At 42.6% G+C, this 20,322-nt stretch carries 15 protein-coding genes and 1 pseudogene (1 of these 16 cut by a window edge); 5 read left to right on the top strand and 11 right to left on the bottom strand.

What is annotated here, in order from left to right:
- Positions 1–232, bottom strand: a pseudogene (locus LEP1GSC194_RS22200) (IS110 family transposase); the annotation flags it as partial.
- A 529-nt stretch (positions 233–761) separates the two neighbouring features.
- Between LEP1GSC194_RS22200 and leuA2 the strand changes: the two are divergent.
- Positions 762–2,063: a 2-isopropylmalate synthase LeuA2 gene (leuA2, locus tag LEP1GSC194_RS07725; RefSeq protein ID WP_020773069.1), complete on the top strand. Its 1,302-nt coding sequence runs from the start codon at positions 762–764 to the stop codon at positions 2,061–2,063.
- Between the two features lie 260 nt (positions 2,064–2,323).
- Here leuA2 and LEP1GSC194_RS07720 read toward each other — a convergent pair whose 3' ends face one another.
- The 4 genes from LEP1GSC194_RS07720 to LEP1GSC194_RS07705 all read right to left on the bottom strand — a co-directional run bounded on the left by LEP1GSC194_RS07720 (position 2,324) and on the right by LEP1GSC194_RS07705 (position 8,294).
- A complete protein-coding gene (locus LEP1GSC194_RS07720) occupies positions 2,324–2,965 on the bottom strand; it encodes a TetR/AcrR family transcriptional regulator (RefSeq protein ID WP_020773066.1) in 642 nt (213 codons plus the stop codon).
- Between the two features lie 96 nt (positions 2,966–3,061).
- The gene (locus LEP1GSC194_RS07715; RefSeq protein ID WP_020773075.1) at positions 3,062–6,325 is read right to left on the bottom strand and encodes an efflux RND transporter permease subunit; all 3,264 of its coding nucleotides are present in this window, start codon (positions 6,323–6,325) and stop codon (positions 3,062–3,064) included.
- Positions 6,326–6,827: 502 nt separating this feature from the next.
- Positions 6,828–7,538 (bottom strand): Lcl C-terminal domain-containing protein, encoded by a 711-nt coding sequence (locus LEP1GSC194_RS07710; protein ID WP_020773070.1) that lies wholly within the window; start codon positions 7,536–7,538, stop codon positions 6,828–6,830.
- A 12-nt stretch (positions 7,539–7,550) separates the two neighbouring features.
- Positions 7,551–8,294, bottom strand: a complete 744-nt coding sequence (locus LEP1GSC194_RS07705; RefSeq protein WP_020773067.1) for an LIC_13076 family protein — start codon at positions 8,292–8,294, stop codon at positions 7,551–7,553.
- Positions 8,295–8,791: 497 nt separating this feature from the next.
- Between LEP1GSC194_RS07705 and LEP1GSC194_RS07700 the strand changes: the two genes are divergently transcribed.
- Both LEP1GSC194_RS07700 and LEP1GSC194_RS23575 read left to right on the top strand, forming a co-directional pair.
- Complete coding sequence (locus LEP1GSC194_RS07700) at positions 8,792–9,793, top strand: YheT family hydrolase (RefSeq protein ID WP_020773072.1); 1,002 nt, start codon at positions 8,792–8,794, stop codon at positions 9,791–9,793.
- Positions 9,794–9,905: 112 nt separating this feature from the next.
- Complete coding sequence (locus LEP1GSC194_RS23575; protein WP_017809535.1) at positions 9,906–10,367, top strand: DUF1564 family protein; 462 nt, start codon at positions 9,906–9,908, stop codon at positions 10,365–10,367.
- 87 nt (positions 10,368–10,454) lie between these two features.
- Here the strand turns inward: LEP1GSC194_RS23575 and LEP1GSC194_RS07690 are convergent, their stop codons facing one another.
- From LEP1GSC194_RS07690 to rlmN, 5 genes are all read right to left on the bottom strand, one after another.
- Positions 10,455–11,402: a TIGR02757 family protein gene (locus LEP1GSC194_RS07690; protein ID WP_020773077.1), complete on the bottom strand. Its 948-nt coding sequence runs from the start codon at positions 11,400–11,402 to the stop codon at positions 10,455–10,457.
- Complete coding sequence (locus LEP1GSC194_RS07685; RefSeq protein WP_020773078.1) at positions 11,399–12,295, bottom strand: hydroxymethylglutaryl-CoA lyase; 897 nt, start codon at positions 12,293–12,295, stop codon at positions 11,399–11,401. The genes LEP1GSC194_RS07690 and LEP1GSC194_RS07685 overlap by 4 nt, the downstream gene beginning before the upstream one ends.
- A gap of 732 nt (positions 12,296–13,027) precedes the next feature.
- Positions 13,028–14,764, bottom strand: coding sequence for an ArnT family glycosyltransferase (locus tag LEP1GSC194_RS07675; protein ID WP_020773057.1), 1,737 nt, complete (start codon positions 14,762–14,764; stop codon positions 13,028–13,030).
- 12 nt (positions 14,765–14,776) lie between these two features.
- Positions 14,777–15,061 (bottom strand): Cys-rich protein, encoded by a 285-nt coding sequence (locus LEP1GSC194_RS07670; protein WP_020773068.1) that lies wholly within the window; start codon positions 15,059–15,061, stop codon positions 14,777–14,779.
- A 30-nt stretch (positions 15,062–15,091) separates the two neighbouring features.
- Entirely contained in the window at positions 15,092–16,147 is a 1,056-nt protein-coding gene (rlmN, locus tag LEP1GSC194_RS07665) for a 23S rRNA (adenine(2503)-C(2))-methyltransferase RlmN (RefSeq protein WP_020773062.1), read from the bottom strand.
- A 243-nt stretch (positions 16,148–16,390) separates the two neighbouring features.
- Between rlmN and LEP1GSC194_RS07660 the strand changes: the two genes are divergently transcribed.
- Complete coding sequence (locus LEP1GSC194_RS07660) at positions 16,391–17,038, top strand: hypothetical protein (protein WP_020773058.1); 648 nt, start codon at positions 16,391–16,393, stop codon at positions 17,036–17,038.
- 647 nt (positions 17,039–17,685) lie between these two features.
- Entirely contained in the window at positions 17,686–19,008 is a 1,323-nt protein-coding gene (locus LEP1GSC194_RS07650; RefSeq protein ID WP_020773060.1) for a hypothetical protein, read from the top strand.
- A 132-nt stretch (positions 19,009–19,140) separates the two neighbouring features.
- On the opposite strand, the gene sph is transcribed toward LEP1GSC194_RS07650, so the two are convergent.
- On the bottom strand, positions 19,141–20,322 hold the 3' portion of the coding sequence (sph, locus tag LEP1GSC194_RS07645; RefSeq protein ID WP_081605056.1) for a sphingomyelin phosphodiesterase. It continues 495 nt past the right edge of the window; 1,182 of the gene's 1,677 nt are visible here — the last part of the coding sequence; its start codon lies beyond the right edge, outside the window; the stop codon is at positions 19,141–19,143.

Below are 20,322 nucleotides of genomic sequence, written 5' to 3'. Positions count from 1 at the left end.
TCACTCCTAAGGAATTTAAATATCTGTAAAGTGGATACCCGGTTACTCCTGCTTCGTAACAACAATGTATTTCGTTCCATTCCGATTTCAGTTTGGTTACAAATTTTTTAATCTGAACCTCATTATGCTTTATCTGTTGTTCTTTCACCAGTTCCTTTGAATTGCTCGTTAAATACGCGATACTGATCGTTTCTTTGTGGACATCCATTCCTACATATACTTTTCTTTTCATTACGTTCCTTCTGTTGGTTTTCTTGTTTTGTGGTAAATGCTTCGCATCTAACCCACGGTTTTCAAGCCCAGAAGGGGCGCCATTTTGTCTAAAAATGAATACTTTGGAATATACTAATAAGATAACATGTTGCTTTGCAGATTGAAACATTATGTTCAAGCGCGGTCCCTTGCCCAAACTTTCTGCACGAATTCAAGTTAAAATAACGTTTCCACTCGCGGGAGATTTTCAAACGAGATCGTATTCGCGGACAACGGACCTTTCATCGTTTCTACAAATACAAATCGATTCGAGTTTAAAAAGTTCTTGTATTTTTTTAGAATCTTTTCGAGTCTGATATCCTATGTTTCGTAATATAACTCTACTACAGTTCGGTCTTGAACTTCTCCTCCTCCTTAGTTAGGGGGAGCCGGTAGAGTTGTAAAAAAAATACACGAGCCTGCTCCTCCCGGAGTGGGCTTTTTTGTTTCCGGAGAATTCTCTGCTCGGAAACCCCGCTCCTGGAACCGGCCGGTAAAAGGAGAAAACGATGAAACAAGTTTCAAAATCGGGAAACACAGACGTCGTTCGCGACATTTCCATTTCCGAAAATCAAAAAGAAGACCGATGCTTTTCGGAAATTCTTCACAATCCTCTTCCCAAACATCCGCCTTTTTTTATGGACGTGACTTTGAGAGACGGCAACCAAGCCCTTCGCAAACCTTGGAATCTGGATCAAAAAGAAACGATCTTCAAACAACTTTTAAAACTCGGAGTACAAGGAATCGAAGTAGGATTCGCATCCTCAAACGATCAAGAGTTCGAAGCATGCAGTTATCTTTCTTCCATCGCACCGGAGAACGTTGTGATCTCTTCTCTTTCCAGAGCGGTGGAAAAGGAAATAGAAATTTCTTGGAAGGCGATCCGACGCGCGCCGAAACCTAGAATTCATATCGTTTATCCCATCTCCGCGTTTACGATTCAAAACGTTTTGAAGATAAGTCCCGAAAAAGTTTTGGAAAGAATTTCCATTTCCGTCGCGTACGCAAAAAGTCTCCTCGGCTCCGGAGGAGAGGTTCAATTTTCGGGAGAACATTTCGGAGATTCTCTTGAGAATTTGGATTTTGCGACGGAGGCGTTTCGAACCGCGTTGAATTACGGGGCCGACGTCGTAAATCTTCCGAACACGGTGGAACGTTATCGTCCCTGGCTTTTCATTTCTATGGTGAAGGCGGTCGCCAATGTGTTGCCCGAGAACACGAAAATTTCGATTCATACGCATAACGATTTGGGAATGGCGACCGCGACCACGGTTGAATCTTACTTTTCGGGCGCGGTTCAATTGGAGACTGCGTTAAACGGTCTTGGTGAAAGAGCCGGAAACACGAACACTTACGAGGTTGCGGTCGCCCTTCACAACTGCGGGGTCAATGTTCCTTTGAATTTTTCCGCGATCTATGAAACGTCTCGTTTGGTTTCTTATCTTTCGGAAATTCCCATCTATGAAAAGGCGCCTTTGATCGGCGAAGACGTGATCTCTCATAGATCCGGAATTCATCAAGACGGAGTCGCTAAAACTCGACATCTGCAAAAGGGCGCCTATCGCGCGTTTGACGCAAGTTTGATCGGTAGACCCGAAGGAGATCGAATCGAATTTACGAGCCAATCCGGAAAAAGCGCGGTCTTCTGCATTTTAAAGGACGCCGGTGAGGTCATTTCCTTGGAACAAGCGGGGCAACTTCAACCGATCCTGAAAAAAATCTCGGAAGATTCCGGTAGAGGTGAACTGACTCTGAACGAAATTCGAATCGAATGGAACAAGATGAAAACGTTTCTAGATGTTAGAGTTTAGGCGGGAGTTCCCGCATTTTAGGTGATAACTACGAGGAATTAGGGGGAGTTCCCGCGTTTTAGGTGTTAAGGTTTAGGTGGGTGATACTCGATTCTTTTTAAAGCAGTCATTTACACAAATATTGCTGACATAATCCACCTGAGCCTGTTCCCAAACCCGTCGAGCGCCAATAGAAGCGAGACGCTCTAGTTTCACAAAACGCGGGAACTCCTACAGCATTTCGTTCTGGTTCCAAAAGCCGTTCTCAGCTTTCGTGAAACTCATGTCTTTAGTCGTTCGGTAAGTGCGGTTCTGGACTGAACGTTCCCTACCGATCCTGTTTCGAGACCATTCATGATTCCGTAAAAAAGAATTCCGTGGATTTCTCCCTGTAACTGCATCATTGAATACGGAGAATTTACAAGAAGCTCTGGAGTCGCGGTCATTTCAATCGCAGAATTAATAAGCGCGGCAAAGATCGTCGGATTCAAATCCTTTCGAATCTCTCCCTTTTCGATTCCTTGTTTTACCAACGCTTGAATCGATTTGGAAACGGATTCCATTCGCACTTCTTTGATATAAGCGTAGTGATCGGGAGCCTGATCCCTGATTTCCAAGATGAGCTCGTTCGCTCCGGGAGGGAACTGACTCATCTTGAATTCGTTGATCGCTTGGATTTTTTCATGCACCGACAGCGAATCGTCCTCGCTGATCTGCTCGAGTCTCGCGCTCATCACGCCGTGTTTTTGGGAGAGAATTTCGAAAAGAAGATGATTCTTGTTTTCGAAATGTTTATACAAAGTTTTACGGGAGATTTTCAGGATTCTTGCGATTTCCTCCATTTTGGTTTTCGCATAACCGTATTTTAGAAAAAGCTCAAGCGCTTTATCCATAATCCGATGTTTTACTTCATCTTGCTCCATCACTCTTTCCCACCTACTCGCACAATTTATGAAACTTTTTTTGAATTCGAAAAGAATTCAAAATCGGGCGAGAAAACTTGAACTCCCTTTGATTCCTCATGCGTCCGGATTCGGAGAATTTCTTCTTATGAGTTGATTCAATTTTTCGATATAAGAAAACGCCGCCGGAACCACAACCAAAGTAAGAATCGTCGAAGAAATCAATCCGCCGATGATCGCAACACCCATACTCGTTCTCTGACGAGAAGCTTCGTTGAGCCCGATCGCGATCGGCAACATACCCGCGATGAGAGCGAAAGAAGTCATCAAGATCGGCCTAAGTCTTTCTCTTCCCGCTTCAATGATCGCTTCCTTCATATCCTTGCCCTGAGCCAAAAGTTGATTGGTAAAATCCACAAGAAGGATCGAGTTCTTAGTCGCAACCCCGATCAACATGATCAATCCGATCATGGAAAAAATATCCAAGGATTTTTGAGTCACAAAAAGAGCGATAAAGGCGCCGCAAAGCGCGAGCGGCAATACGAGCATAATCGCAATCGGAGTGATAAAACTTTCATAGAGGGAAGCGAGAACCATGTAGATGAATAGAACCCCGAGTCCCATTGCGATCGCCATCGAAACTCCCATCTCCTTAAAACTCTCCGCTTGTCCCGTATAACCGATCTTAATACCCGGAGGAAGAGGAAGGTCCGTTTGACTGATCTTTGCGACTTCTTCCATCGCGCCTCCCATTCCGGGGCCTTTCGGATTTACGTCCGCATAGATCTCAACGGATTTATTTCTGTTGAGGCGATTGATCGTAGCAAGACCGGTCGTTTCTTCCACCCTTGCAACGTTTCGAATCGGAATCAGTCTGTTGTTGAAGTTCGGCACGAATGAATCGTAAAAATTGTCCTTTAGATCCCTTTGAGAATCCTTCAATCGAACTCGGATGTCGTACTCGACTCCGTTCTCTCGATAAACCGCCGGAGTAGTTCCTTCCACAAGAGTTCTCAGTTCCGTTCCGATGATCGTTCCGGGAACGCCGAGAAGGACTTCTTTTTCCCGATCGGGAACCACTCTAAATTCGGGAGACCCCGTTCTATAACTCGTATCCACGTCCAAAAGCGCGGGAGACTTTTGAAGTCGTTCGAATAACTTCTTCGCATAATCGTCCACCACTTCTCCCTTTTGTCCGCTTACCGTAAGAACGAAAGGCCTTTGCCCTCCCCCGATGTTGTCTATATCCTTTACGATCGGATTGGCATAAGAAAATTCGGAAAGTTCCTTTCTCAGAAACGCTTTGAACTGGGTCGTGTTCATCTTCCGGTCGTGGGAAGGTACCATCTCCACGAACATGCTCGAGCTGCGGTTGGTGTTGAACATGGAAACCAACTTGATTTCCTTAAACGAGCGAATCTTTTGATCCACTTCTTGCGCTACCTTACCCATTTTTTCCACGGAAGTTCCAGGAGGCATATCCAAGGTAACGGAAAATTTACCCTCGTCCTGCGCGGGAAGGAAAGTTTTCGGAATGAACTTGGTAAGAACCAAACTTACGACGAAGATCAATATCGCGCCGGAAAGTATGAAAAAAGGTCTTTTAAGCGTGAACTTCAGGACGGACGCGTATTTGTCCTCCATCCAAGATTGAAAAACATTAAAAATACTTAATATAGAATCCAGACCTCTTTCCAATACGCCGAGAACAAACGTAATCGGAGAAAAAATTACCGATATAATTCCCTTAGAGGACTTGTTTTGCGAACGGATTTTGGAATAGGCGATCTCTTCCAGAGCGGTGGTTGCTCCGGCGCTTTTTGTTTTCCCCTTTACGGCTTGAGTCGTGATATCGGGAATCGAATCGGAAGTCGTTTTGTGTGCGTGATTTCCGACCTTACCTCCGAAATAAGCCGATAACATCGGTGCAATCGTAAGAGCGTCGTAAAGGGAAATGAGAAGCGCAAAACATACGGTCAATCCGAATTCTCTTAAGAACTGTCCTACGACCCCGCTGACAAACGCAATCGGCATGAACACCGCGATCACGGTCATCGTAGTTGCGACCACCGCAAGCGTTACTTCTTTGGTTCCTTCGATGGAAGCTTCTCGAGCCGTTTTACCCATCTCCCTATGTCTGAAAATATTTTCCCGAACTACGATCGCGTCGTCGATGAGAAGCCCGACCGCGAGACTGAGCGCAAGCAGCGTCATCACGTTCACGGTAAAACCGGCGATCGCCATCAAGATAAACGCGCCTAGTAAGGAGTTCGGAAGCGCGAGTCCCGTAATCAAAGTGGAACGAACGCTTCCTAAAAACAATAATACGACAATGATCGTGAGGATGATTCCGATGATGATGGTCTCTTTCACGTCGTAGATATTATTGTCGATCGTTATTGAAGAATCGTTCGTCGAGGTCAATACGGGAGAACCCTTACGTTTTGAAAGATCTCGATTGATCTCGATCACTTTCTTTTTTACCTCTTGTGCGACGGCCACCGTGTTCGATCCGGATTGTTTATATACCATGAGAAAAATCGCTTTCTTACCGTTTAAGTAAGCTCTGGACGTCTCGTCTTCCAACGTGTCCTTGACTTCTCCCAATTGTCCGATTTTAATCGGAACCTCGTTTCCAAAAAGCGAGATCGGAGTGTCTCTGATTTCTTGAGGAGATTGAAATTCGTTGATCGTTCTATATACGAGTTCCTTATCGGTCTTACTTACTTTTCCGGCGGGAATGTTCATTCCTCCCGAAGCAAGTCGATTGGATACGACGGAAGCTGGAATCATATGTTCTTTGAGTTTGTTTCGATCCAGTTCTACGTGAATCTCTCTCCTACGTCCTCCGGAAATGTTAACGTTTCCTACGTCCTTAGTCGAAAGTAGAAGTTGTTTTACTTCTTCGTTTGCGATATCATAGAGTTCCGCTTCCGGTAGTTCTTCGGCTCTGAGCGCGACGATTAAGATCGGTTGATCCGCCGGGTCGATTCTTCGAATGATGGGTTCCTTTGCGTCACTGGGTAACTTGGGTTTTACACTGGATACCTTGTCTCGAACTTGTTGCTCCGCATATTTTACGTCCGTTTCCAGTGTGAACTCTACGATGACTGTGCCCACGCTTTCGTTACAAACCGACTTGACTCTTTTTACCCCTGAGATTGTGGAAAGTTCGTCTTCGACCGGCCTTGCCACTAGGGTTTCGATTTCGTTAGGAGCAGCTCCGGGATAAGGAATGGTCACGGTTACGACGGGAATCGTCACGTTGGGAAACAAGTCTACTCCCAACTTGTTCATCGAGAGATATCCCGCAATCAGGATGATTAAGACCGTACAAGTAACGAATATCGGTCGTTGAATCGAAATCGAAGCCAAGCTCATTTTTGAATCTCCTACTTTTTACCGGCTCACCACCGGACACAGACTTATGAATTATCAAATGCTTCCAGTTGGAAACAATTTTTGATTTATTTGTTTTTTGTCAATTGAGAATCTTTTGTGACTTTGGGGAGTTCCCGCGTTTTAGGGCTCGTTGTCTGTCGGACAAAGGGTCATAAAAGATGGGTGTAGAATTTTGTTTCCTAGAAGAGCATTTGGGGCGCATGGTCGGGTATTTCCCATAAAAAAGAAAACTTTTTTGAAACAACCCGACCACCAGGCTCTCAGCTCCGGTCCATTCTATCCACCGATACATCGAGTATAAACTTTGAATGGGAATGGACCCCGCCTCGATCCTTTGCGCGAAGTTTTTTCAAAAAAATCGAAATAGGGTTTTGAGGTCAGAAATCAGCGAAACAGTTTTAGAAATTTACAGTAAAAACTCAATCAAGGCAGGGAGTTCCCGCGTTTTAAGGTCGGATTTCAGAAATCAATGAATATACTTTTAGCGGGAATTACTAACGCAGCGAAGATAACCCGAGACATTTTTTGCGGCGTTCGTATTTGTGAATCCCGTCGTAAAATTGACCTTCCAAGCAGCGGCTAAATTCAAAGGGTCGCTTGTGCTTGTCCAAAATTCAATCAAGTTCCCGGTTGGATTGCCAGGAAACCAATCTTTTCGGATCGTAGGAACGTCAAAACTGGTTCCCACAGTCGAGGAACAGGTTTTGGAATTATCCTTCGAATTAGCCAGATCCGTCCCATTAGAACAAAAAACGATCCCCTTTAATTCTGCATGTGTGGGAACTCTCCAAGTCATCGTCTTACCGGAAACACTGAAAGAAGAGCAAGAATTGAAAGCAGGCCCCGAAGTCAACGTTCCCCCCAAAGCTCCATTACACTGATTGTCCGAAGAGGAACAATATTGAGGAGAAACTAAAAATCCAATGCAAGAGTCGGTAGCCGAATCGTACGTTTGGCCGCGCGAACAACGCATCCAAGTAAGACCGGTTGACGGAAAAAAGATAGTTTCCCCTTGAATTACAGGCGGTGCGGTAGTTCCCGCAATTAAGATAAGCAGAATTGGAAGTAACGAATCTTTCTCTTCGTCGGGGGAAACGAGATCCTTGAAAAGAGGGTTCAGATAACAGGCCGAGTTCAAAAATAGAAAACAAGAAAGAAAGATTCTTAAAAAAAGCATTTGAAAGTTTGTCATAATCAAATCGCCTTAATCTTGAAACTTAACTCTTTGGACATCGGACCGACGAAAGGTTCTCTCTTTGCCCTTATAGAACAATTTAACTCCGTCTCCGTCCATTCGGGTCACAGTCCCTTTCGCAATTTCACCCGACTTTAAAAACAGGATGGAAAGATTTTTCGATTGTTTCACCTCTCTGTTCCAAGAGCTTTCCAGTTCCTCTTTTAAAGAAGAATGGATTTTCTCCTGCAACTCCTCTTTCCATTGTTTTTCATTCTGTTTAATAAAATCTTCTTTGATCTTTGCCGTATCGACCTTGGAAACTTCTCTTTCCGGTTTTTCGGAAGGAGTCGAAACCGGAACTTTTGCGGAAGCAACGTCTTTAGAATCACAACTTTCGACGTCGATGGTTTTACGCGTAACGGAAGCCGCGATTCCTAAGAACGTGCTGAGTATCGCGTCTAACCAGGTTGTTTTCAGAATCAATCGATACGTACGATTTGGATCGGGAAGAATTTCCGAAACATCCACTTTATTGATCGGAACCGAACCGAAAAGAACATACCATTGGTGTTTTTTACCGTTCGATTTACAACTGGAAGAAGAAACATTAGAATTCTTTTGAGAATCGAGGGTCGATTTCGCCGAATCGCCTCCTCTTACGGAACTCAATTCTAAAGTTGTACAAGAATATAAGAAAAATAGAATCAGGGTAAAGAATCCAAACCGAAAAAGAACCGAAAAAGAATACAAAGGACCGTGTAGATTCTTCACTTTAAGATGAGCTCCTAAATTCATGAAATTATGCGCTGTTCGTATATTTTTTAGAAACTGTTCTAAAGGCCAGTTTTTTTCTGCTATCATTCCATGATAATTTAACGTGAGTACCAATGCGAAAGCGATTGAAGCGAGATCAACAAATTGGAATGACGAAAGAATTTCGCCTTTAGAATAAACCCTCAATTGTTGATCATTATATTTTGACCCGCAACACGATCCGGGAGTGTTGAGTTGGAGTTGAGTTCTCTAATGGCCCCTTACGAAGCGTTCGGTAAGTTTAGAGTGACGCAAGAGATCAATGTCTCGCTCTTCACGGATCGCTCAATGAAACTAAAGTCTCGCTCCGCGAGATGGGTCCGGCCTTCCCAAGGCCGGATTCGCCCCAACTTTCTCCACGAACTCACGTTCATTTATCTTGTTATTGTTGAAAGAATGATTCGAAAGAAATTTGCTTAATTCCGATCGTCTAAAAAACTTTTCCGGAAAAACCCATGCTTTCAAAAACGTTTTACCCTAAAAATCTCAAAACCCCAAAGTTCAATCCGCCTGGTATTCTAAAATCCCCTTTTCTCCAGACGGCCCTTGCTTCTTTCGCTTGGAATTTACCGAAAGAAATGCCTTTTTTAAGCGATTCCGATAGAATCGTTTTAGACGCGGGCAAAGGTGTAAAACTGGAAGGCTCCTTGAGTCGACAAAAGTATCAAAAGGCCAAAGGATTTTTGATTCTTTTACACGGTTGGGAAGGAAGCATCAATTCAACTTATATCTTGAGAACTTCTCATTACTTCTATGAAAAAGGATACGATATTTTCCGTTTAAATTACAGGGATCACGGAGATACACATCATCTCAATCCGGAACCGTTCAACGGAAGTCTGATCGAAGAAACATACGAAGCCGTTCATAAAGCCACATTCTTTGCTGACAAGGATGTTCCGGTTTTTATCACTGGTTTTTCTTTAGGCGGAAACTTTACTCTGAGAATCGCGCGAGTCCATTCTCAATCGGAAAAAAAATTAAATCAACTCAAGGAATGTGTCGCCATTTCGCCCGCGATCCATCCGAAAGATGCAACAATTCTAATGGATGGTAAACTCATCATCGGTAATTATTTTCTTAACAAATGGAAAAAATCGATTCGGAAAAAACAAATTCATTTTCCCGCATTGGTTCCTTATGACGAAATTCTTAAGGAAAAATCCGTTATGAAAATGACCAAAAAACTCATTGATTCAACCGACGAGTTTCAAGATTTGGATCATTACTTCGGAACTTATACTCTCGGTGAAAAAGAACTTTCTCAAATTTTAGTTTCGACCACCATTCTGACGGCAAAGGACGATCCGATTATTCGAGGCGAGTCTTTCCTTTCCCTTCATCCCAACAAGAACGTGAGAATCTCCATCCAAGATTTCGGCGGACACAACGGTTTTCTCGAAAACTGGAAAGGTTCTTGTTGGTACTTTCGTATTCTAGATGAGATTTTCTGTTAATGGGGTATTTTGCGGGAACTCCTCTAAAATCCTCCTTTTTAAAAGAGGGATTTTTTATTAAAAAAATAGCCAAATAACGCTCTCCTCTTGCTTTCCCGAGAACCGTACGGGCATGGGGATAAACAAAGATTCGATAATTTCTTCCTTAAAAAGCCCGAAGATTACATGCAGTTTTTTGATTCCTTTCAAACTGTTACAACAACTACCGATTTCAGAACGGAAAAAAATCGGCAAAAATCTTAGACTTTTACTAAACAACCACTCAACGAATTTGAAAGTCGGAAAAAGATTAAATAGCCAGGCGCTCACGATCAAATATCAAAAGAAAGGAAACTCTCTGGTCAAATTCAACGCGCGAATTCATCCTGAAGACTGGGCCGAACTTAGTATTTTGGCAGCGACTCACGGAGTATCTAGGTGCTTACTTTATTGTTTATTAATTCAGTTGCAATTATCAAAATTATCAAAACGATATCTCAAAATTCGAAAAGATGTACAGAAAATCGAATGTTATTCTTTTATCTGGAGTTTCAACCTAAGCACAAAAGTCATTCGCAGAATTCTTTATGAATAATTACGAATACGTTCTGTTCAACGAATTCGACGAGAAGACATATGTACCCAGTCCTTACGGAATACTTCGTAAAATTTGGAATTGGTTTTAACCTGTATTGGAAGTCAATCCCTTGGTCTTTTTGAAGGATTTGTTTTCGTAAACTTTGCAGATCGTATTGATTCTACAGGTTTCACAAAGTTCTCGGATATACATTGATTTACATTTTCTTAATATTCCCAATCGACTGAGAGCGAAATCCCCTTTTACCGGATCGTCCGGGAAAACCGTACGAAAAAAATCCGTGATTTCTTCCGCTTTTCTCCAATCCGCTGTGCGGCGGGAACCGATCCGTAATACACTTGCAATTCTTTGAATATGAACGTCTAAGGGAAATTGTAATTCCTCGGGTGAAATCGTGGTATAAATTCCCAAATCCGGATATTCTTTTCGAACCATCCATCTCAGATACATGGAATATCTCTTTAAGGAAGTCGTCCGAACTCCTTGTCCGATTAGAAATTTATATCCGTAACTTTCAGTTTGTTTTGAGTCGATCTTTCTGGATTCCTCCAAAAATCGAAGTTGGAAAGAAAGTATTCTCCGTCTTAAAGTTTCGCCTTTTGCAAACGATTTTTGATCTTTTGGGGAAAGTTTAAATTCTCCCTCTTCAGGTAAAGAAAATAGGGACTCAAGTCTATGATCTTTTGCCTTCTTTAGTTTGTTTTGTATCGTTCGTAAAAAAAGATATGTGTCGGCAGGTTTTTGAAAACGATAAGGGCCTAATTCTTTACGGATGAGTTTGAGATCTCCGTTTAAAAGAAATTGATGCGGAGAGTTCCCACAAAGTGCAAGTAGTCGCTTGAGATGCGCCTTGATTGCGGTGACGTTTCCGTAAGAGAACAATGCAGAAATCAAACCGGAAACTTCCCGGTCCTGAATCTCCGAATAGGAATGCGGGAACTCTATCGGATCGGTCTTAAGATACTGCGATGTTTGATATTCCAAAAAGATTCTTTCCAGAACCTGTTTGATTTTTTGAGAAGAATGTTTCAAGACTCCCTTTTCTTTTTGGTCGCCTGATACGTCCTCGATTGTAATTCTCTGGAGAGTGCGTTTTCCATAAAGGCCGACGCTTCCCATAAAAGGGCTGGATCAATTCCCGTGGGAACTCCCGATTTTTCTAGAAAATACACCAGATCTTCGGTGGCTAAATTTCCGGCGGCTCCTTTAGCGTAAGGGCATCCTCCCAATCCTCCCGAGGAAGAGTCGAAAGAACGAATTCCCATCGAAAACGCTTTTTCCACGTTCGCAATTGCCATTCCGTAGGTATCGTGAAAATGCCCCGCGAGTCGATTGGCGGGAATTTCTTTGAGAAGATGTTCCAATAATCTTTCCACTTCTGCGGGAACTCCCGTGCCAATCGTTTCACCGAGAGAAATTTCGTAGGCGCCCAAGTCCAAAAGAATCTTGGAAACCTCCAAAACCTTCTTCGGATCGATCTTACCTTCATAAGGACAATCAATCACGGTAGAGACATAACCGCGAACCCGAATACCGTCGCTTTTTGAAAGTTGAAAGATCTCCTTAAATCCGTCGATAGACTCGGCAATCGTTCGATTGATATTTTTTTTTGTGAAGGATTCGGAAGCTGCTGTAAAAACCGCAACTTCTTTGTAACCGGCGTTCTTGGCGAATTCATAACCTTTTATGTTCGGAGTCAACGCCGAATAATGAACGGAACCGTTCAAATCCAAGATCGCGGAAAGTTCTGCGGCATCCGCCAATTGAGGAATCGATTCTTTTTTTACAAAAGACGTCGCTTCTATATATTTTAAACCCGATAGAACCAAACGCCGAATGTATTCCGCCTTGATCTCTGTTGACACCGGACGTTTTTCGTTTTGAAGTCCGTCGCGCGGACCAACTTCCGTGATTTTTACTTCCATTTACTTCTCATTCGATTCAACCACAAACAAACCCGCAAGTCAAATCGCATGATTTTTAGGGATTCGTTTAGGGCGGCTCCATTCCCTGCGGCTTTGCCTATAAGGGAATGGACCGGGCTCTCGGCTCCAGTCAATAAATTGACGAATAAGAACGTTATGAAAAATATTTCCTTCATTCCCAATTTATTGACTCCGCCTCCATCCCTGCCGCGGCATTGAGTTTCCCCGCGTTGTAAAAGAAATGTTTTACCGTTGTTTGAGTTGAGCCCATTTCTTTTAGATTTTATCTACAATCAGACATAAAATATCCGAGTTGAACCGTTCTACAAAAATGCGGGGAGTTCCCGCGTTTTAAAGCGGGAATTTAGTAAATAAGGGTTAATTAATGCGAGTTTCGGTATAACAAATGCGAAAGCGATTGAAGCGAGATCAACAAATTGGAATGACGAAGAAATTTCGTTTTTCGAGCAAACCATCAATTTGTTGATCAGAGCAGAAAGCGCGGTCCGGCCTTGGCCTTCCCGAGGCCGGATTCGCCCAAACTTTCTCCACGAATTCACGTTAAGTTAAGATTTTACAGTAAAAACGCAAAACCTGCGGGGAGTTCCCGCGTTTTAGGGAAAAGTAGTCCCCGGTTTTACCCAGGGACCAAAACCAAACCAGGCTCACAATTTAGCCTAATTCATTTTTCGGGAGAAACGTAAAATTCCCCCGCATTTTTTTAAAAAACTCTCATTTTTTCCGAGAACTTCTTAAAGTAGCCTTCATCACAATCACTTTACCGACGATCCGATCCCTTTGCGCTTTTAGGAAAAATTTACCTTCGGGAGTTGCGACCTTGTAAGAAGGAAATTCTTTGACCGTTTCGAATTGAAGATCGCTGCCGAAAAACTCATCCATCTTAGGCAGCCACTTGTCCTGAACGACCAAATAACTTTCACCGTCTTTTTGAACGGCCTCGATTAAAGTCGCGGGATCGAATAAGGTCCTGGAAATTCTCCGGGAATAATACGCATAGGATCTTTTAGAAGCGGGAACTCCGAACAGAAATAACTTTTCCTTGCCCGGCTCGTTCTCACGAATCAAAGTTCCGATTTCTTTAGAAGGTTGATACGAAGTAAGCATCGGATAAAGAAACAAACTCACGATCGAGAAAAAAAGAGAAACGGGGAAAATCCAGGACGCGAGCAGCCTGCCCTCTCTTGAAGTCCGAAAAAATACCCAAAGAAAAATCCCAAGATAAACCAAAGGAAGAATCGGATAACTCCAACCGACTTGAATGCTGATCGAAGGTAGGATGAAAACCGCAGCTAAAAAAGCCGCAGCGGTAAACAAAAGAAGACTTTGATTGACCTTATCGATAAAATGAATCTCTTTACCGCCTTTGAGAGAAAGTAGAATCGATTCCAACACTCCGGAACCGATCACCGCCGCCGCGGGAAGACACCAATAGATATACTGCGGAAGTTGGTATCTGGAAAAGCTGATCAAAAACAAAAATAGAAATAGCCAGAAACCGGGAACGAAATCCCGATCCTTATATTCGTTTTTCAGAATATTCTTAAATACATCCTTTAACTTTCCTTCCTTAAGGAAAACCCGGAGTCGATCGAAAACGAATCCGGCAAAAGGAAGAATAAAAACTCCGAACGCCCAGGAGAAATTGGAATAAAAAAACAAAGGATTGAATTTCTGATTGTACATCTTCACATAAAAACGACCGAAAGACTGAATCCATAAAAAGAAATAAGGACCGTAAGTCTGAAATTCAAGATACAAGGGAATCGACCACAAAATAGGAGGAAAAATCGCAAGTAAAGCGCCGGGAAACAGTTTCATTTCCGATAGTCGTTTCCAATCCCTTCGAAATAAAATATCCCCTCCGATGGAAAGCCCCGGAATCACCATCGCGATCGGCCCCTTGGTGATAAAACCGAGCCCCATCGCAAAGTACATTAGATAATAATAATTCTTATTCTTTTTAAAACCCAAATAGTAAAAGGTATGGACCAATATCAGATAAGGCGTCAGATAAACGTCGATCTTAGGATCCACGACCATCGAATAAAGCCCCGGAGAAAGGGCGTACAAAAACACCGCAATCCAAGCTCTCAGACGACTTCCCGAATAAAGTTCGGTGAGTTTGAACATTCCCCAGAAAGAAAGAAAAGTGAACAAAAGAGCCGGAAGACGAAACGCAAAATTTTGATAACCGAACACGAGGAAAGAAAGGGAAATTTTCCAGAACGTAAGAATCGGTTTATCCAAATACCTTCTTCCGTTGTCTCTGATAAAAAAAGGATTTCCTCCTTCCACCATCTCCCTTGAAATTTCGGCGTATTGGGAAGAATCGATATCGATCACATCCAAAGGAAGAGTAAGAATCAAAGGAAGAACGGAAACGATCAGAAGAACAAAAAGTACCCGAACGGAAATCGGCTGCTTGTCGTCGGCGGATATTTGATTCATAAGATCTCCTTTTCAATCCATAAATCCCGATTCCATCACACAAGTATTAAAACCTTTGCATGTGGTTTCGGATTCGAAACAGGGAAGTACAAAACTTTGTTCGCGGATACAACCGCTTTCACAATCGATCATCGTTTGATTTTTTTCGGCGTCCGTTACTTTTACGTTCTTAAACTCGTCCACCGCACACTGAACGAAAAACTTACAAGCGGAACTGCATTTTTGCTGAACGTATTCCTGACAGGAAACGAAAGAGGAAAGACATAAAAAAAGAATAAGAGTTCTTTTTAGATTCATTGCCCCATTTTTCAGGGACGAAAGCTGAGGTCAACTTTTTGAGGCGAGCATTCCACAAGCGCCGAAGATATCTTTTCCGGGCGATCTTCGATTGAGAATCGGAACTCCCGCCGGTTCCAAAAGAGTTATGAATTCCGCGACCTCTTCCCTTGTGGGTCTTCTCCATCCGAAAAATTCGGTATTAAGAGGAATCACGTTGATCTTACAATCCAAAGACCTCGCGATTTTTACGAGTTTGTTCGCGTTCTCGGATCCCATGTTGACCCCGGGAATCATCACGTATTCGAAAGTGATTCTTCTATTCAACTCTCTCGTAAAATCCTTCGCGGCTTGTAATAGTTCGGGTAGGGCAAACTTCTCTTCGATGTCCATGATTTGTAATCTTCCGTTCGGGTCCGGATGATTGAGCGAGATCGCAAAGTTATAAGGTTCTTTGTTTTCAATAAAACGTCTGATCCCGTTAACGACTCCCGATGTGGAAATCGTAATTCTTTTCGCTCCCAGATTGAGCGCTTCGGGATCGTGAAAAATGGAAGCCGCGCGTATCACGTTGAAGTAATTGTGTAACGGTTCCCCCATTCCCATAAAAACAACGTTAGTCGCCTTATCGCCTACGATCTTTTCCACTTGAAGAACCTGATCCACGATTTCGTTTGCCTTTAGATTTCCTTGAAATTCTAATTTTGCAGTCGCGCAGAATTTACAATTGAGAGTACAACCTACCTGGGAAGAAATACATATCGTTTTTCTTCCTCCGTCTCCGGACGGAATCCAAACGGCTTCGAATTCTTTCCCGTGTTCGGATGTGAACGTGAACTTTTGTGTTCCATCCACGGACTTAAGATGTTTTACGACCTGAAGTCGAGTGAGTGAACAAAGTTCTTCGAGTTTTTCTTTGAGAGTTTTGGAGAATGTTGTAAATTGTTCCCAAGATTCGTAGCGGTTTACGTATAAACCGTGATAGATCTGTTTGGCTCGGAACGGTTTTTCTCCGAGAGAAACCATGATCTCGGATAGTTCCTTTAAGGTTCTTCCTTTTAACGGAATTTTTCCGGTTTGAACTTCTCCGAGCGATTCTTGAATCATAGTAGGCCTTCTTTGTCGATTTTTTTTCAAACTCCTCCGGAGGATACTCTTTTCAAAAGCGCCTTTTTGGAATTCTTACGTTTCCCTTCGAAGTTTGTCCAACTCGTCCTTGATTTGTACGTAGATTGTGTCTAACGGATTGTTCTTTTGAAATCGAATAGGACGTTCGCTTTTTTAAACCGAAAATTCATTTGCAAAAACGCGACGGTTAAAATTTTGATGTCACTTACTTAAAAGGAAATTATGAATCGTATAACGTTAGTCGTTCTTATGTTAATCTTATCCTGTCAGATCTTGGAGGATCCGGCGGGAAAAAAAGAAAAAGATCCGACGGACGATCTGAAAACGTTAGCCGTTATTCAACTTGCCATGATTCCGCCCTGTAAACAGGGCCTTATAACGAACTACACCTCCTGGTCAAATTTCGGAAGTCCTTATATCGGTAAATTGACAGATGGAACTAATTTCTGTTACAGTTCGATGAGCAGCGGCCTCGGAGTATTTGCGACGTTTGATTATCCGGAACCGGGAAGTTATAAGATCCAGATTTTTAACGAAAAAGAAGAGAATCTTCGCCGTACAATTGCCGTCGTCCTTAAGCAGGATATAGAAACCTTAACGTCAACTCAATTTTCGGATTATATAAATAAGCTCGCTTTAATTCCGTACAACTATAGAACGCCTTTCGATACCGTACCTCCCGTTTGTATCGTCGCCCGCGGCGAGGGTCAAACGACGGTTTGTACGGACACGGCAACCGCCGGGAATTTAAGAAGATCCGCGTTTATTACGACACTAGTAATCAATACCAATTATACGCTCTTTTGTGAGGGAAATTGCCCCCATTTTATCGATAACAAAGGACGAATCGTGATTACAAAAGTAAATTAGAACCAGTTCTAAAACCTGGGAAACGTGGGAACTCCTGCAAATTTCCTTTCCGATTTTGAAACAAAACTCTTACAACGTTTCGCAACATAGAGTAACGTGAGATCGGTATAACCAATGCGAAAGCGATTGAAGCGGAATCAACAAATTGGAACGATGAGAGCGTTTCGTTTTTCGAGTCAACCATCAATTTGTTGATTGGAGCGAAAAAGCGCGGTCGCGAGCCATTTTTGCTATGAAATTTGCGAGCGATTCGCCCAAACCTTCTTGCTTAAAATTCGATTATATATTATATTTTTGTAATTTAATTTTTAAATACATTATACTTTTTGCAAATAGTATAATTTCGATATTGACTTATTTATTCGAAACGTTTCGCAACATAGAGTGGCGCGAGATCGGTATAACCGATGCGAAAGCGCGGGCCAGCGCAAACTTCCAACCGTCGAATTAGAGTATATCCTTTTGATCTCAAAGTGGAATATGTCATGAAAAATTTAAAATTCGTGAAAAATATTTCCTTTTTCGTTTTAAATAATCGTTTCATAAGCCGAGAATAAGCGGTTTTCCCATCTTTCTTTTATCATTTCAAATCTGCGAGTTTCTCCTTTCGGAGAAAGGCGGAAAATAATTTAAGAGGTGAAAAGTTTATGAAAAGAAAAATCATAATTCCATTCGGTTTTCTTTTACTGGGAACCGTCGGAAGTCTCTATGCAAGTAGAGCGAAGCCGGCGGAAAATCCCGTGGAAGTTTTCGAAAAATCGTCCGAGAATAAGGCCCTTGCCTTACAAAGAAAAACTCAAATCAACATGAACGTTCCGATCAATCGGACTCTTTTTTACGGAACCCGCAATTCGTTTAACAGCAGCGCTTATGCGAAATTTGCATCGAATCAGAAATATACTCTCAGCGATCAACTTCGTTTAGGCGCGCGTTTTATCGAATTGGAAGTTCATTGGACTCTCAACAAAAGAGGTAGCAAAGAACTTCTTCTTTGTCGCGGAGAAAATGAAAAGGATCATAAGGGTTGTAATATCAACGATCGTTCTTTTCAAGACGGATTGGAGGAAATTCGTCAATGGATGCTGAAATCCGAAAATCAAAACGAGATCCTGCTCCTTTACGTAAAAGATCGTCTCGACGGAAATTATTCCAAAGCTCTTCAGGCCTTGACAAATGTTCTGGGTCGATGGTTATATAATCATTCCGGAAAGTGTACGGATAGTTATTCCGCGTCCGAAATGCCGAAGTTGGGTCGTATGGCGGAGACAGGCTCCCGAATTCTTCTCATGAGCGACACGTGCCAAAGCGGCGCGGGTTCTGAAACATGGAGCGCTTACTTTAAAAAGAATTTCTTTTCCACGTTCCAACCGAAAAATTTTCGAGGATATCCGGATTGTAACTTTTCGAGAGAGATTTATAAAAATTCCTTCGTTCGCGTTTCCAACGGTACCACCTCGAAAAATACTCCCGACCCGAGCGATTCATTTACGAATAGCGGTATTCAATCCATGCTTGCCTGCGAAGTCAACGTTTTCGGAATCGATCAGTTTGATTCCGATTTGGCGAAACAAGCCCTTTGGTCTTGGGACAAATCCGAACCTCGCTATGAAGGAGGAAACTGCGCGCGGATCTGGTTGAACGGAAGATGGTCGGCTTTTCACTGTAACGCAAAGTTTCAATTTGCATGCAGAGATACGCAGACAGGAAACTGGGCTGTGACCTCCGGTAATAGCGGCCCTTGGGGTCACGGTAGTAGCGCCTGCCTCTTTTACGGAGTAGACCAAACAAACCAATCCGGTCTTGGTCGTTACCAATTCGTCGCTCCCGAAACTCCTTATGAAAACAAAAAACTTCAAGACGTCGTAAAATCAAACGGTAATAACGAGACCGTTTGGATCAATATGACAAAAAAAGGTGAAAACGATTGGGCCCCGGACAACCGGGTGAGCGGTTACTTTCAAACGCGTTGAAAGAAGAGCGGGAACGAGTTCAAATCTAAAAATCGAGTAGGATTTCAGAGCTTGAATCTATCCTAATTTAGAAAAGTAGAATATACAAATCAAGAGGAGACATTCCGTCTCCTCTTGAGGATGGGAAAAAATCTAACGATAGATCAGATCCTTACTCCAATCTTTTTCCGGCGTTGTATTCAATTGAGCGTAAAAAAGCTCTCTTGAACCGGTATACGTCTTCCAAAGATAGACATATTCTTTCCAACTTCCCCTGTCCCAATTCGTAAGGTAATAATATCCTGCGGAAAGAGTATCATAATCTTTGAATGCGATTGCGCTCCCCGATTCCAAACATTTTTCCTTGCCGATGATTTTGATTTCGAGTCGATTGGAACCGTCGTTGAACTTGGGATAGTAAGCGTAGTTTCCTCCCCCTCCTCCGAGCCACCAGGTCCAATAAAAGTTTAAATACTGCGAAGGTTCGATTCGAATACTCCCGCTTACGATACAATTGGAATTCGAATCCGGATTGTATTCCTGAAATAAATTGAACTTCGTAAAATCCGTTTCGTTCGGAGCGTCCACTTGTAACCATCCGTCCGCTCTCTTAGGATCGGCCTGAATTTTTTTTCCGGTTTCTACGGACATGAAGGAAACTTGATCGTATTTTCTTCTATGTGCGGACTTCGTCGGAGTGGAAGCATCCGCGTAAAAAAATCCGTAAACGGGATAGTGATCAGAAAATTCGTAACTCGTATATCCGAATTCTTGCCAAGTAGTCGGGGAAATCGGATCATACGCCAAATTCTGCCAAACAGGAGGTTGAGAATGTCCTTTGGAAACGAGTATATACTCCGAATATTCGGGAGTTTTATCGCGACCGTCATAAGCGGCGATTGCATTCTTTTTCGGGTCCCAGGTAAAAGGTATACCCGCATAATTAGGCTCGTTTAATCCCAGAATAGTAAGCATATTATGATATTCTTCACTACCCTTTTCCACGTTCAAACTTCCTACGATTAGAACGGTTTCCGTATTCGGTATTTGTTTGGAATCGATGAATTTTTTGATTTCGTAGAATTGATGTTTTCTTACACTCCGTCCCGAATCCGAACACGATGAATTTTTCGATTGAACGTCGGTTCCTATGATATGAATTTTCTGCCCGTGTTTATTGATCCTTACATAAGCAAATCCTTTATCGTAGTAATAGTCGTTACCACATCCGTGATTGCTGAAGATATATTGTGTCTTTTCTTCGATGGGCCATTTGCTTAAGACAACAACTCCTCCGTTATAGTCGTTTTCCGGCGGAAATGGTCTTAAATCTCC

Origin of the sequence: Leptospira alstonii serovar Sichuan str. 79601 (assembly GCF_000347175.1) — a bacterium.
GTDB lineage: Bacteria > Spirochaetota > Leptospiria > Leptospirales > Leptospiraceae > Leptospira > Leptospira alstonii.
Note: the sequence above shows the minus strand (reverse complement) of the source record. Positions and strands in the feature narration are given on the sequence as shown.

Bases quoted from the DNA above. Each gene is read 5' to 3' on its own strand.
- leuA2 (WP_020773069.1), top strand. From the start codon at position 762: ATGAAACAAGTTTCAAAATCGGGAAACACAGACGTCGTTCGCGACATT.
- LEP1GSC194_RS07720 (WP_020773066.1), bottom strand. From the start codon at position 2,965: ATGGAGCAAGATGAAGTAAAACATCGGATTATGGATAAAGCGCTTGAG.
- LEP1GSC194_RS07715 (WP_020773075.1), bottom strand. From the start codon at position 6,325: ATGAGCTTGGCTTCGATTTCGATTCAACGACCGATATTCGTTACTTGT.
- LEP1GSC194_RS07710 (WP_020773070.1), bottom strand. From the start codon at position 7,538: ATGACAAACTTTCAAATGCTTTTTTTAAGAATCTTTCTTTCTTGTTTT.
- LEP1GSC194_RS07700 (WP_020773072.1), top strand. From the start codon at position 8,792: ATGCTTTCAAAAACGTTTTACCCTAAAAATCTCAAAACCCCAAAGTTC.
- LEP1GSC194_RS23575 (WP_017809535.1), top strand. From the start codon at position 9,906: ATGGGGATAAACAAAGATTCGATAATTTCTTCCTTAAAAAGCCCGAAG.
- LEP1GSC194_RS07685 (WP_020773078.1), bottom strand. From the start codon at position 12,295: ATGGAAGTAAAAATCACGGAAGTTGGTCCGCGCGACGGACTTCAAAAC.
- LEP1GSC194_RS07675 (WP_020773057.1), bottom strand. From the start codon at position 14,764: ATGAATCAAATATCCGCCGACGACAAGCAGCCGATTTCCGTTCGGGTA.
- LEP1GSC194_RS07670 (WP_020773068.1), bottom strand. From the start codon at position 15,061: ATGAATCTAAAAAGAACTCTTATTCTTTTTTTATGTCTTTCCTCTTTC.
- rlmN (WP_020773062.1), bottom strand. From the start codon at position 16,147: ATGATTCAAGAATCGCTCGGAGAAGTTCAAACCGGAAAAATTCCGTTA.
- LEP1GSC194_RS07660 (WP_020773058.1), top strand. From the start codon at position 16,391: ATGAATCGTATAACGTTAGTCGTTCTTATGTTAATCTTATCCTGTCAG.
- LEP1GSC194_RS07650 (WP_020773060.1), top strand. From the start codon at position 17,686: ATGAAAAGAAAAATCATAATTCCATTCGGTTTTCTTTTACTGGGAACC.